This window comes from Ferrimonas marina, assembly GCF_900129905.1.
GTDB classification, from domain to species: domain Bacteria; phylum Pseudomonadota; class Gammaproteobacteria; order Enterobacterales; family Shewanellaceae; genus Ferrimonas; species Ferrimonas marina.
Genome location: NZ_FQXG01000001.1, coordinates 326250 through 339881 on the forward strand (window position 1 = coordinate 326250; position 13632 = coordinate 339881).

Annotated in this window: 12 protein-coding genes; 5 read left to right on the forward strand and 7 right to left on the reverse strand. The window is 58.9% G+C overall.

Going from position 1 to position 13632, the window contains the following annotated elements; genetic code table 11:
• Positions 1-2 precede the first annotated feature (2 nt).
• The 5 genes from edd to BUC04_RS23500 all read left to right on the forward strand — a co-directional run bounded on the left by edd (position 3) and on the right by BUC04_RS23500 (position 6484).
• Complete coding sequence (edd, locus tag BUC04_RS01515; protein ID WP_067654863.1) at positions 3-1808, forward strand: phosphogluconate dehydratase; 1806 nt, start codon at positions 3-5, stop codon at positions 1806-1808.
• Positions 1809-1817: 9 nt separating this feature from the next.
• The gene (locus tag BUC04_RS01520; RefSeq protein WP_067654437.1) at positions 1818-2459 is read left to right on the forward strand and encodes a bifunctional 4-hydroxy-2-oxoglutarate aldolase/2-dehydro-3-deoxy-phosphogluconate aldolase; all 642 of its coding nucleotides are present in this window, start codon (positions 1818-1820) and stop codon (positions 2457-2459) included.
• A gap of 263 nt (positions 2460-2722) precedes the next feature.
• A complete protein-coding gene (locus BUC04_RS01525) occupies positions 2723-4057 on the forward strand; it encodes a cytochrome C biosynthesis protein (protein ID WP_067654439.1) in 1335 nt (444 codons plus the stop codon).
• Positions 4058-4271: 214 nt separating this feature from the next.
• The gene (locus tag BUC04_RS01530) at positions 4272-5996 is read left to right on the forward strand and encodes a protein adenylyltransferase SelO (protein ID WP_067654441.1); all 1725 of its coding nucleotides are present in this window, start codon (positions 4272-4274) and stop codon (positions 5994-5996) included.
• A 215-nt stretch (positions 5997-6211) separates the two neighbouring features.
• Positions 6212-6484 carry a hypothetical protein gene (locus tag BUC04_RS23500; protein WP_143165494.1) on the forward strand — a complete coding sequence of 91 codons (273 nt, stop codon included), beginning with the start codon at positions 6212-6214 and terminating at the stop codon, positions 6482-6484.
• 387 nt (positions 6485-6871) lie between these two features.
• On the opposite strand, the gene BUC04_RS01540 is transcribed toward BUC04_RS23500, so the two are convergent.
• The 7 genes from BUC04_RS01540 to BUC04_RS01565 form a co-directional block, all read right to left on the reverse strand.
• A complete protein-coding gene (locus BUC04_RS01540; protein ID WP_143165495.1) occupies positions 6872-7423 on the reverse strand; it encodes a hypothetical protein in 552 nt (183 codons plus the stop codon).
• A 311-nt stretch (positions 7424-7734) separates the two neighbouring features.
• Complete coding sequence (locus BUC04_RS23505; RefSeq protein ID WP_143165496.1) at positions 7735-8100, reverse strand: hypothetical protein; 366 nt, start codon at positions 8098-8100, stop codon at positions 7735-7737.
• Between the two features lie 158 nt (positions 8101-8258).
• Entirely contained in the window at positions 8259-8837 is a 579-nt protein-coding gene (locus BUC04_RS24075) for a hypothetical protein (RefSeq protein WP_067654447.1), read from the reverse strand.
• Between the two features lie 17 nt (positions 8838-8854).
• Positions 8855-10081: an esterase/lipase family protein gene (locus BUC04_RS01550; RefSeq protein ID WP_067654449.1), complete on the reverse strand. Its 1227-nt coding sequence runs from the start codon at positions 10079-10081 to the stop codon at positions 8855-8857.
• A 120-nt stretch (positions 10082-10201) separates the two neighbouring features.
• The gene (locus BUC04_RS01555; protein ID WP_067654451.1) at positions 10202-11881 is read right to left on the reverse strand and encodes a Na(+)/H(+) antiporter subunit D; all 1680 of its coding nucleotides are present in this window, start codon (positions 11879-11881) and stop codon (positions 10202-10204) included.
• Positions 11874-12158, reverse strand: coding sequence for a hypothetical protein (locus BUC04_RS01560; protein WP_067654453.1), 285 nt, complete (start codon positions 12156-12158; stop codon positions 11874-11876). The genes BUC04_RS01555 and BUC04_RS01560 overlap by 8 nt, the downstream gene beginning before the upstream one ends.
• A gap of 9 nt (positions 12159-12167) precedes the next feature.
• Positions 12168-13625, reverse strand: coding sequence for a monovalent cation/H+ antiporter subunit D family protein (locus BUC04_RS01565; RefSeq protein WP_234977301.1), 1458 nt, complete (start codon positions 13623-13625; stop codon positions 12168-12170).
• Positions 13626-13632: the final 7 nt, after the last annotated feature.

Genomic DNA, 13632 nt, shown 5'->3' on the forward strand with positions numbered 1-13632 from the left:
TGCTGAACCCGAAGATCAAAGCGGTTACCGATCGCATTATCGAGCGAAGCAAGGACACCCGTGCCGAGTACCTGGCCAACATGGCTGCCCAACAGGAGAAGGGAGTACTGCGTGGCAAGCTGGGGTGTTCCAACCTGGCCCACGGCTTTGCCGCCTGTGGCAAGGAAGACAAGGCCGATCTGAAGTCACTGAACAAGTCCAACATCGGCATCATCACCGCCTACAACGACATGCTGTCGGCGCACCAGCCCTATGAAACCTACCCGGAGCAGATCAAGGCCGCCTGTCGTGCCGCCGGCTCCGTGGCCCAGGTGGCTGGCGGTGTACCTGCCATGTGTGACGGTGTAACCCAGGGTCAGCCCGGCATGGAGCTGTCGCTGCTGAGCCGTGAGGTGATCGCCATGGCCACCGCGGTCGGCCTGTCTCACAACATGTTCGATGGCACCCTGCAACTGGGTGTGTGCGACAAGATTGTTCCCGGCATGGTGATGGGCGCGCTGAGCTTCGGTCACCTGCCCACCGTGTTTGTTCCCGCTGGCCCGATGCCCTCTGGCCTGCCCAACAAGGAAAAGGCCCGGGTGCGTCAGAAGTACGCCCAGGGTGTGGTGGATGAAGAAGCGCTGCTGGAAGCGGAATCCGCCTCCTACCACAGCCCCGGTACCTGTACCTTCTACGGCACCGCCAACTCCAACCAGCTGGCGATCGAGACCATGGGCCTGCAACTGCCCGGTTCCTCCTTCGTTCCGCCGTCTGGCGATCTGCGTGAGCAGCTCACCGACGCCGCCTCGCAGCTTGTGTGCCGCAATGCCCAGAACGACAAAGGGCGGATGGCGGACATCTACAGCGAGAAGAACGTGGTGAACGGCATCGTTGGCCTGCTGGCTACCGGTGGCTCCACCAACCTGACCATGCACCTGGTGGCCATGGCCCGCGCTGCCGGCGTCATCGTGACCTGGGAAGACTTCGCTGAGCTTTCCGCCGCTACGCCGCTGCTGGCTCGGGTTTACCCCAACGGCCACGCCGACATCAACCACTTCCACCAGGCCGGTGGTATGGCCTTCTTGATTGCGCAGCTGCGCAAGGGCGGCATGCTGCACGAGGACGTGGAAACCATCGTTGGTCACGGCCTGGAGATGTACACCCAGACTCCGACCCTGGTGGACGGCAAGCTGCAGTGGGTCGACGGCCCTGAGCAGTCTGGCGACGAAGAGGTGCTGCGCCCCATCGACAATCCGTTCCAGCCTACCGGTGGCATGCAACTGCTGACCGGCAACCTGGGCAACGCGGTGATGAAGGTGTCTGCTGTGGCCGAAGCCAATCAGGTGGTGGAAGCCCCGGCGGTGGTGTTCGAATGTCAGTACGAGCTGGACGCCATGTTCAAGGCCGGCGAGCTGGATCGCGACTGCGTCGTGGTCGTGCGCTATCAAGGCCCGAAAGCCAACGGCATGCCGGAGCTGCACAAGCTGACCCCGCCGCTGGCGGTATTGCAGGACCGTGGCTTCAAGGTGGCGCTGGTCACCGACGGCCGTATGTCCGGCGCCTCCGGTAAGGTACCGGCTGCCATTCACGTCACCCCGGAAGCGATGGACGGCGGTCTGCTGGCCAAGGTGCAAAGCGGCGACCTGGTTCGGGTTAACGCCCTGACCGGTGAGCTGAGCCTGCTGGTAGAGGAGGCTGAACTGGCCGCCCGTACCATCCCGGCCAAGGACCTCACTGGCAACGACGTCGGCACCGGCCGCGATCTGTTCGCCAAGTTCCGCACCATGCTGGGTCGCCCCGAGCTGGGTGCTTCTGCCCTGCTCAAATAAGGAAAGGCTATGAACAATCAATGGCAAATTCAGCCCGATGAGGTGTTCGCCCGCTCCAAGGTGATCCCGGTGATGGTGATCAACAAGCTGGAAGAGGCGGTCCCCCTGGCCAAGGCCCTGGTGGCTGGCGGCATCGGCATCCTGGAGGTGACCCTGCGTACCGAGTGCGCAGTGGAAGCGATCCGGGCCATCCGCGAAGCCGTGCCGGAGGCCCTGGTGGGCGCCGGTACCGTGCTCACCGCCGAGCACCTGGACCAAGTGATCGAGGCCGGCGCCCAGTTCGCCATCAGCCCCGGCGCCACCCCGGCGCTGCTCAAGGCCGCCCAGGCCAAGAGCATCCCGCTGATCCCGGGTGTCGCCTCGGTCTCCGACGCGATGCAGGCCCTGGAGCTGGGCTACGACCACCTCAAGTTCTTCCCGGCGGAAGCCAACGGCGGAGTGAAAGCGCTTAAGTCTATCCTCGGCCCGTTGCCGCAGCTGACCTTCTGCCCCACCGGCGGGATCAGCCTGAGCAACTACCAGGACTACCTGGCCATTCCCCAGGTGAAAGCCTGTGGCGGCAGCTGGGTTGCTCCGGTGGATGCGGTGACCAACGGCGATTGGGACCGCATCACCCAGCTCTCCAAAGAGGCGCTGGACGGCGTACAGTAACGCTGACCCGCCAAAAAGGCCCCAACCGCTCAGCGGCTGGGGCCTTTTTTGTACCTATGACCAATTTTATCCCGGTCATAGCTTGAGGGTAGTTTGTGCTGTGGTTGGCAAAAAGCGGCGGGTGGGGTAGTCAGGCTTTACCCCGGATAACCACGGGGGTTGATGGTTAACGCAATCCGCAAATACTCCCTTATAAAGCCGAAACTTAGCGAACTTTCATTGTTCCAATACCAGGTAACACCTCTGTTTATCTTGGAGAAACAATGCTTCGCCCCTTTATCCTTCTGTTGGCCCTATTGAGCCCGCTGTTCCCCGCTGTCGCTCAGGTCGAGGCCGACACTGCCCCTGGCGTCACCCTGGATTACTTCTTTTCGCAAACCTGCCCCCACTGCTCTGAGGCTTCGCCCTTTGTGCAGCAGCTGGCGGATCACTATCCCTGGTTGACCCTGGTGAAGCACGATGTCGCCGATGGCTCTGTACGCCAGCACTGGCAAAGCTTGGCTGCGCGCACCGGCGTGGCGGCCAACTCGGTGCCCTACATGGCGGCGTGTGACCGTGCCATCGTGGGCTTTAACGGGGTAGGGGACACCGGCCAATACCTGTTGGCGCAGCTCAAGGCCTGCTACCGCAGCCAGGGCGGCGAGCCCGGTGCCGATCCGGCCTTTATGGCGGAGATGAGTGGTACTTCCATGGCGATGATCGGCAGCTGTGACCAGGGTGCCGCACCCGGTGCCTGTGACCTGTCCGAGCCCCAGCGCCAGGTCAACCTGCCGCTGCTCGGTAGCGTCAGCCCCGAGGCGATGTCATTGCCACTGCTGACCGTGGTACTGGGCGGCGTCGATGCTTTTAATCCCTGTGCCTTTTTCGTGCTGCTGTTTTTGCTGTCGGTGATGGTCAACGCCAAGAGCCGTAAGCGGATGCTGCTGGTGGGCGGGATCTTCGTGTTCTTCTCCGGCTTTATCTACTTCATCTTTATGGCCGCCTGGCTCAACCTGTTCCTGCTGCTTGGCGATGTGGGCAACGGTATCATCATGACGGCGGCGGGGATACTCGCCCTCAGTGCCGGCTTCATTAACGTCAAGGAGTACGTCACCACCAAAGGGGAGGTGTCGCTCTCCATGTCGGCGGAGAACCGCTCCAGCCTGATCAAGCGCATGGGTAAGCTGACCAAGGCCGACAACCTGGGCACCATGGTGTTTGGCAGTGTGGTACTGGCGATCCTGGCAAACGCCTACGAGCTGCTGTGCACCGCCGGCTTCCCGATGATCTACACCAGCGTGCTGTCGATGCACGACCTGACCAACACCGAGTACTACCTCTACCTGGTGGCCTACAACGTGGTGTACGTCATTCCGCTGGCGGCTATCGTTATCGCGTTCGCCTGGAGCATGGGCAAACGTAAGCTGACCGAGAAAGAGGGCCAGACCCTCAAGCTGATGTCCGGCCTGATGATGCTGGGGATGGGTCTGACCCTGATCCTCGACCCCAACGCCCTGCAATCGGCAGTGGTGGCCATTGGCCTTATCCTCGGCTCCATCCTGCTGACCCTGGTCATCACCACGGTTCGAAAGCTCAGGGCGAGACAGACCGACAGCTAAGGCTAAATTGACGAAGTAAGGCACCGCATGGCGGTGCCTTTTTGTTGGGGTGCAGAAAACGGCGGATCGTGTTTGTTGTAAGGCACCTGACATTCAAACCACTCTGACCCCTTTGGTTCCTTCTAATCTCTTTGGTCCTTCATTTCCTGACCTCTTTAGCGGCCAACCCCGTATGATAAGGTTTGCTCAAACGCCAACAGGGAGTAAGACCGGCATGAACCCAGGCACACAGGCTGATAAGGTCAGCAGCCAAGCGCACCCTGATTCTCAGGGCATTACCACCCTAGCCGGGCTGGCAAACCTGGCAGATTTTTCTCTGCGCGAGCAGCTTACCTGCGATCCCGACGCTAGCCCGGAAGGCGAAGACTGGCAGCCGCGTCAGGTGTTCTCTGGCCATTATGTGCCGGTCAAGCCCACCCCCATTGAGTCGCCCGTTTATGTCGCCCACAGCTCAGCGCTCTTTGCCGAGCTGGGGCTGGATGACAGCCTGGCACAGACCCCGGAGTTTACCCGGGTGTTCTCCGGCGATCTCAGTCAGGTCCCCGAGCCGATGCTCAGCACCGGCTGGGCCACCGGTTACTCCCTGTCGATCTTCGGCACTGAATACATCCAGCAGTGCCCGTTTCAGACCGGCAACGGTTATGGCGATGGCCGCGCACTGTCGGTGTTGGAGTTGGTCAGTGGTGAACGGCGCTGGGAGCTGCAACTCAAAGGCGCCGGGCCCACCCCATATTGCCGCGGTGGCGATGGTCGGGCGGTGCTGCGCTCCAGCGTGCGCGAGTTCCTGGCCCAGGAGTTGATGCATGCCCTGGGCGTGCCCACCTCCCGCTCCTTTAGCCTGTTTGCATCCCAGACGGAAACCGTCAACCGGCCCTGGTACATCGAAGGCTCGCACTCCGAGGACCCGGATACCCTGGTGGCTAACCCAGTAGCGATCACCACTCGGGTGGCTCCCTCCTTCTTGCGCGTAGGCCAGCTGGAGCTGTTCAGCCGGCGGGCCCGCACACAGGCTCACCCCCAAGCCATGGCAGAGTTGGAGCAGATAACCCGGCACATCATCGCGCGGGAGTATGGCGACGAGATCGACAGCGATTCGGCGCTGGAGGAGCAGGTCTTAGCGCTTGCCACGGCCTTTCGGGGCCGACTCACGAGCTTGGTTAGCCACTGGATCCGTGTCGGTTTCTGCCAGGGCAATTTCAACAGCGACAACTGCGCCGTCGGGGGCTTTACCCTGGACTACGGACCCTTTGGCTTTAATGAGCTCTTTGATCCCTACTTTCAGCCCTGGACCGGCGGCGGTCGGCATTTCTCTTTCTTCTTTCAGCCCCAGGCGGCGGAGAAAAACTTCCATACCTTTTGCGATGCCCTTAAGCCGTTGCTGACCGAGAGCGACGCACGGCTCCGATTGGCGGAGGTCCGCAACGGTTTCGAAGACAAGATGCAGCAGAGTCTTAAGGCGATGTGGGCGGCAAAGTTGGGGCTGGCGGAGTTTGATGGCGAACTGCTCAATGAGCTATTGCGCCTGATGATGGAGACGGAGGTCGATTACACCCGGCTATTTCGCCTGCTGTCTGAGTTACCCAGTGAGCCCGAGTCGTTGATCCCAAGCTTTTACGGCAAACCAAGCGAGGCCATGCTGGGTCAGTGGGGAAACTGGTTGACCCAGTGGCGCAGGCACTGGGATGCCAACATTGGTGATAAGCAACGCTCGGCACAGATGAAGGGGGTCAACCCCAAGTACAGCTGGCGCGAATGGTTGGTGGTGCCAGCCTACCAGCGGGCAGAGCAGGGCGATTACAGCCGGATCCACGCGCTGCAAGCCCTGTTTGCCCAGCCCTATCAAGAGCAATCCGACGAAGTAAGTGAGGTATACGACCGTCTACGACCCCCACAGTTTTTCCACGCCGGCGGCGTGTCGCACTACAGTTGCTCTTCCTAGGTTGCTCCTTCTGGGTTGCGACGATTGCTGGAGCAACCCGCCCGAGGTTGCTTCGGCTGGATTCAACGACTTTGGCCCCTTGAAACTGGAGCCGGTCGGTAAGGCTCTAGTCAGCTGGTGTGAGTTCACAATTTGAGCAACGGTCCACTCCATTCGATAACCCGGCTGGCTTTGTTCTTTAGCCTTGCGGCCTTCAGTATCTCGCCGGAGCCGTCATGCACAATCGTATCAGCGACACCCAGGTCCTCATTCAGCTTGCCCACGACATTGGTTTCGACCAACCCGAATTGGCAGAAGCCGCCATTCGTCTTGGTCAGTTCGCTCGCAAGGAATTGGCTGTTTATTCCATCACCGCTGACGGACAGGGCCATAGCCGAGACAGGGATACTGAGGCTTTGATCCAGCTGGCCTGCACTCAAGGGTTTGATGAACCGGAGGTGATGGAGGCCGCGAATCGCCTTGCGGCTGCACTGGCTAACTCGCTGTAGGAGCTCGTCCTCGAACCGGTGTACCGCCGAGCTCAACGTACATTGCAGTCGGCTTTGGCAGTCAGTTGAGCGGGAGCAAATAAAAGGGGCAGAGTAGCTTGGTCTAAGCCAATAAAGCCAAAACATTGTCTGGCACCAAAAGGCCTGAGGGCACTTTAAATCTGCTATGACCCCTATGCTCCCTCTACAATGAGCGGATTGAGCTCTAAAAATTCGCGATCATGGTGAACAGACCCCAGAAGGGGATTATAAAGGACATGAATACGTCCGACTTGTCGCCGTAGATGTAGGCAAGAATCGGACTGATCGGGAAGTAGCCACACATGAACAGAACCACTAGGCAGCCACCGCCGAGGTTTTCGAAAAACTGTTTCATTGGTTTGCCTCTTATTCTGCCAGCTTCATCAGTTCAGGGCTCACATAAGCGAGACTGATCCCCGCCTCACCCGCTTCGGGGTTGCCTTCAATGATCGACACAAAGCCTTTCAATTTGGTTGAGCGGTACATGGTTATCGTCTGGATCCCTTGGTCTTCCTTGTGTAACTCCGTCAGGTCGTAAACCTTAACCATCCGCGCCTTGATCCCTTGGTCGGTATGGTCTGGGATGTTCACGCCGCAGTTAAACGGGTGGCCAATGGCAGCGGTGATGAATTCTTCGCCGTTGCGGTAAACCACAAGGCGCGACTCCTCAGACATTGGTGATCCCACCATTGCCTTGATAGCCTCGTCTTCAATTTCCTTCATCTTCGCTTCGCCGTTCTTGTTCAACGCGATAGCAGCCATCATTCCGTCCAGGGCTAACTGAGCGCCCTGATAATCCATTGGGACTGCACACAGCCCGCCGAACGCACGAAAGGCCTTGTCTTCAACGCTGCGGCTTACAGCATTGGCGGTAAATGTCGTGGCTATTAAGGCCAGGGCAGTCAGAGTCTTCTGCATGGGGGTCTCATATTGGTCAAGGTAGAGCGGACTATCAGACTCGTCTGATTTGTGGCACATGTTAGCGCCATTGATTGAAGGGACAAGGGTCGATGAGCGACAGAGAGTGTCAGAAAATGACTAATAAGCAGGGATTAATGGTGAGGTCGAAAAAACACCTGGACATGTGATCCAGAGCCTGAAGGCCGTGCGTCTCGCTGCACTTCAGACTTGTTGCCTCGGGTACTATCGCCAGTTTAGTGAGTAAAGGGGCTAGACTGGATTGAAAGCTATGAGCCGGTGAACTGTGATGGCTGACGCCCCATTCTCTGTTAATGAAAAGGCTTTAAACTTGGGTACTTATCCGGTGAACAAACTGTATAGGCTGCTTTGAGGTGGTAATTGATGTCACTCAGCATTCTGCTGTGTCTACTTGCTTTGTTTTCGCTGAGAGCAATCGTCTTGCTAACTTCTTCCATGAATGGCCTATTGGCCCCAACTGCACTTTGCAGGCCATAACACACTTGGGTAAGGTCGAGACTGTCATCTGCCCATTTGGCAATCTCTAAGGTAGTGTTTACCGCGCCTTCAATAAAGCCGACAGAACTTGCTATATAGCTTTCATTGAATGCATTACTGGCCATTGCTGGATTGCTGATAAGGACAATTAACACACCTAGCAAGTGTTGCTTTTTCATCCAATGTACCCATTTAAATGAGGTTCTGTTGTTTAACCGTAAAACGACCAGTTCAGTTTCACGGATGACTGGAACTGGACTTTTAGAGCCGTTCAAAGATGGCAAAGGGAAGGCGCCTTGAACGATGGGTCTATAGCGTCTGTCGTCCAAGGCCATTTTTATACAAAACTCAATGCCAGGTAGCCGGTGAGTATGACCGCTACCCACATCACCATGGAGCTGGTCAACCGGGTTCGGGAGAGCTGCGCTTCCGGCAGGTGCAGTGCCAGGAAGTCCAGGGTGCGACGAATCATGGCTATAAAGCCTTGTCGCAGTCGCCCGTCCCAATGCACCACCAACTCCGTGCCTCGCTGAGCCACGCTGGGGAACAGCCGACGGTAGAACCAGTCGAAGTCCAGGCTGATGGTCAGGGTGCGTTTCATCATCGGCAGCAACACAAAGAACGCCGCGCCGGCAAACAGCAGCAGCTGGAATTGGGTAACCAGGTGATCCAGAGTATAGGGCTGGTAGCTGACCGGGTAGGGCAGGATCTGATAGAACCACTGCGGTACCAGGCCAATCACGATACATAGCGCGGAAAACAGCGCCATGGCCCAGCGCATGGTAGCGGGCGGATCTTTAGGGCGCAGGCCGGAGTCCTTTTGAAAGAACACAAACCAGGGGAACTTGATGCCTGCGTGCAGGAACACCCCGGCGGAGGCGGCCAGCAGCAGGAACCACACCCAGGTTTCAACCACTCTGACCCCTTAAAACTCTACGAATTGAACCACTGCAGCAGCTGAGCATACACACTGCGGCTGCTGAGCAAGCCATTGTGTCCGCATGGCTGGGCAATCCAGCAGCCAGATGAAGGAAAGGCGAGATCATATTTCGGCAAACGATGCCGGCCCAGTGCACTATTGAGCGTTACCAAGCCATCTCCGACGATCTGCTCAGTGCGGAAACTGCTGCGCTCTGAGCACACCGCAGCCACGGCATAGCATTCAACCCCTGAGGTTAGCGGGACGGACAGGCGCTGATCCAGATTGAATTGGAAGCGATCTGTAGAGGACCAGTCATGCTCGGTAATATGGCCGTAGCGCAGGTCGGTGATCCCACAGCTGCGCAGCTTCGCCAATCGCGCAAAGGGCGCGGAGTAGGGGCTTTTCGGCAACACCGTATCCACGAGGTTTCCGCCTTTTTCCAACAAGGCACCGTGATGGGGCGTCCCCAAAAAGGCGATCTTTTGCAATGAAGCCAGCCAGTCTGCGCTGTGTTTTTTGCCATAGTAGGCAGCACTGCGGGCCACCAGGCCGCCCATGCTGTGGCTGACGATCTGCAGTTGCAGCGGCACCATCATCTGTGAAGAGAGTGTGCCAAGCATCTCATTAAGCTGTTGGCCGTTATCGGAGATATGCCGGCCGGTGTTGTAAAACAGGTAGACCGGTGTCATACCCAGTGCTTCGGCTAAAGCCAGTCCGTGGTTGTGTGTTTCCTGCTGCCAAAGGTGATCGTTCATGCAAAGCCCATGGATCATCAGCAACATGCGGCCTTGATTGGCATCCAACTGCGCTGCCAGTGCCGTTTCGTCGACCGCCTCGCCCTGTTGTCGCCACTGCATTCGGATAGCCAATGGACTGTCCCGCGCTTCAAGGTGATCGCCTAATACCCCATTTAGAATGGAAACCAGTCGTTCGCGCTGCGGAGAACGGTCCTGTGCATCGATAAGTTGGCCCAGTTTGGCTAAGGGTTTGTCCAACTGTTTGCCCACCCACTGGGTCGTGGAGCGAATACTGCGATAGACCAAGCGACTGATCCCACGAGTCTGCCTTTGCTCTGCCGCTTGAGGCGTCAGCCCCAAGGTCGCAATGGTGTGGTGCATAGACTCAACGATCTCACTGACCGCGATGATCGCATCAATGGTCAGACGGGAACTGGCCTGCAGATCGCGCGAGGCGTCGTTATCGCTGGCGGTCTTATTGTTCGGTTCCACATTGCTCACGGCCGCCTCCACTGCGAATGGCCAGGGACCAAAGGGGTCAGAAAGGATTGAAACTCTCATGGACCGCTTCAGGTCGATTAATGACTGCTGATGAGGTTATTGCAGTTCAAGGCTCCTTCCCTAAACAAAGCTCAATGCCAGGTAGCCGGTGAGTATGACTGCCACCCACATCACCATGGAGCTGGTCAGCCGGGTTCGGGAGAGCTGCGCTTCCGGCAGGTGCAGTGCCAGGAAGTCCAGCGTGCGACGAATCATGGCTATAAAGCCTTGTCGCAGTCGCCCGTCCCAATGCACCACCAACTCCGTGCCGCGCTGAGCCACGCTGGGGAACAGCCGACGGTAGAACCAGTCGAAGTCCAGGCTGATGGTCAGGGTGCGCTTCATCAGCGGCAGCAACACAAAGAACGCCGCACCGGCAAACAGCAGCAGCTGGAACTGGGTCACCAGGTGATCCAGGGTGTAGGGCTGGTAGCTGACCGGGTAGGGCAGGATCTGATAGAACCACTGCGGTACCAGGCCAATCACGATACATAGCGCGGAAAACAGCGCCATGGCCCAGCGCATGGTAGCGGGCGGATCTTTAGGGCGCAGGCCGGAGTCCTTTTGGAAGAACACAAACCAGGGGAACTTGATGCCTGCGTGCAGGAACACCCCGGCGGAGGCGGCCAGCAGCAGGAACCACACCCAGGCCAGCCCTTCATGGGCCGCGGCGGCGGTTTCCAGAGACTTGGTGACAAAGCCAGAGGTGAAGGGCACGGCGGAGATTGCCAGTGCGCCTATGGTGCCGTACAAGGTGGTCAGAGGCATCGACTGGAACAGCCCGCCCAGGTCAGAGCATTTGCGCTTACCGGTCTGGTACAGCACGCTGCCGGCGGCCATCAACAGCAGGCCCTTATAGATGATGTGGGCAAAGGCGTGGGCTGCGGCGCCGTTCAGGGCCAGTTCGCTGCCGATGCCGATGGCGGTAATCATAAAACCCACCTGGTTAACGATGCTGTAGGCCAGGATCCGGCGCATGTCGTTTTCCAGCAGGGCGTAGATGATGCCGTAGAACACCATGTAGAGGCCGATGTAGATCAGCGCCGTGGTGCCAGCAAAGCACACCATCAGGGTGAAGACGGCGGTCTTGGTGGTGAAGGCGGACAGGAACACGCTACCGCTGGGGCTCGCTTCCGGGTAGGCATCGGCGATCCAGGCGGAGAAGGGCGGGGCACCGGCGTTCACCAAGAAGCCAGCCAGGATAAAGTAGCTGCTCCAGTGGGTCAGGGCGATGGGGCCAAACTCGATGCTGCCGCTGGCATACACATGGGCGACGATGCCCACCATCAACACCACACCGCCAAACAGGTGCACCATCAGGTAACGGAAGCTGGCCTTCCAGGCGGCGTCTGTGCCCGCGGCCCACAACACCAGGGTAGAACCCAGGGTCATCAACTCCCAGAACACAAACACACTGAACAGATCGCCAGAGAGTGCCACGCCGATGGCGGAGCCGGCGTACACCATAGCGGCCGCCAGCTCCAACGTCTTGGCCTGGTTAAGGGCATAGAGCGCCCCGGCAAAGGCCATCAGGGCGAACACGGTAGCAAACACCCGTCCAAGGGCGGTGATCTCCAGCGGCGTCAGCTGGTAGTGCAGGAACATCAGATAGGCGCTGCTGCCCAGTGGCAGTGACCATATCAGCGCCAGCACGGCGACAGGGCCAGCCAGTACCAGTACCCGTTGCCACAACTTGGGAACGAAGGGCAGCAGCAGACCGATGATGACCAGCAACAGGCCCGGTGGGAAATGCTCAATCATGGTAGTAGCTGTCCTTGCGCTTCAACAGAAAACCCAGGCCCTTGGCGACGATCACCATCAGGGCACAGGTGATAAAGCCGTACCAGGCATAGAATCCCGGGCTGCTGTCCAGTGTGATCCCCTCTGACTCCAGGTAGCCATGGTGGTGGATAAACAGCTCCGGCAGCAGCGCCAGTGCCAGCACCAGCCAGAGGCCGCGCCACAGCTTGGGCTTGTTCTCCGGTCGGTAGAGCCAGTGAAGCTCGGATGACGGGGTTTTATTGGATTGATCAGTCATCACAGTCCCTTATGACAGCGCCGCGACAAGGCGGATCTGCTCAGCAAGCTCAAACAAACGGTTGGGGAAGGCAAACAGCAGCAGTGTCATAGCGGCGGTGATCCCCAGTGCCGTCACCATTACCGTCGGCGCCTCTTTGCGCACTGCCGGCATGGTGTCGGCGGGTTTGAAGTAGGCGGCGTAGATCACCGGTACGAAGTAGGCGGCGTTGAGCAGGGTGGAAAGCAGGATCACCACGATGGCCAGTTGCTGCTCGGCCTCGATGGCCCCCATCAGCAGGTACCACTTGGAGATAAAGCCCACCGCCGGCGGCAGGCCAATCATCGACAGCGAGCCGATGGTAAAGGCCGCCATGGTGATCGGCATCTGATGGCCGATGCCATTGAGCTGGCTTATCTCGGTCTTCTTGGTGGCGGTGTAGATGGAGCCGGCTGCAAAGAACAGGGTGATCTTGCCAAAAGCGTGGGCGGCGATGTGCAGGCTGGCCCCCAATATTGAGATTGGCGCCAGCATCACCGCGCCAAGCACCACGTAGGAGAGCTGGCCGATGGTAGAGAACGCCAGCCGACGCTTGAGGTTGTCCTGTCGCAGTGCCACCACCGAGGCGCTGATAACGGTAAAGCCGGCAAGGTAGAGCAGTATCTCGCTGCCCGGTGCCTGTTGCAGCAGCTCCAGGCCAAACACATAGACCACCACCTTGATAACGCAGAACACCCCGGCTTTGACCACCGCTACGGCATGAAGCAGGGCGCTGACCGGCGTCGGCGCCACCATGGCGGCTGGCAACCAGCGATGTACCGGCATCACTGCCGCCTTACCGATCCCCAGAAGGAACATCAGCGCCAGCACAGTGACCAGCGGGCCATCAAGGTGCTCGGCCAAGATCCCGGCGCTGGCAAAATCCGTGGTGCCGGTGAGCATCCAGGTCCAGATGATCGCCGGCAGCAGCAGGCCCACCGAGGTGAACAGCAAGATACCAAGGTAAACCCGGCCCGCCTTCATGGCGTTCTCGTTGCCCTTGTGAGTGACCAGCGGGAAGGTGGAGAGGGTCAATACCTCGTAGAACACGAACAGGGTGAACAGGTTAGCGGAGAAGGCGATGCCCAGTGCCGCCGAGATGGCCAGGGCGAACAGCATGTAGAAGCGGGTCTGGTGTGACTCGCCGTTGCCGCGCATGTAGCCGATGGCATAGAGGCTGGTGATCAGCCAGAGAAAGCCGATGATCAGGGCAAACAGCACCCCCAGTGGCTCCAGCTCAAAGCTCATCGCCAGGCCCGGCAGCAACTCAAACCACACCAGGGAGGCACTGTCGCCAGCCATGTAGCCCTGGTAGAGCTGGAGCATCAGGATAAGTTGCACCGAGGCACCCACCAGGGTGATGGCATCCCGGGCATCGGGATTGCGACGGCACAGGGCGATCCCCACCATCACCAGCAGTGGCAGCAGCAGGGTCAGTTGTAAGGTCATAGCACCA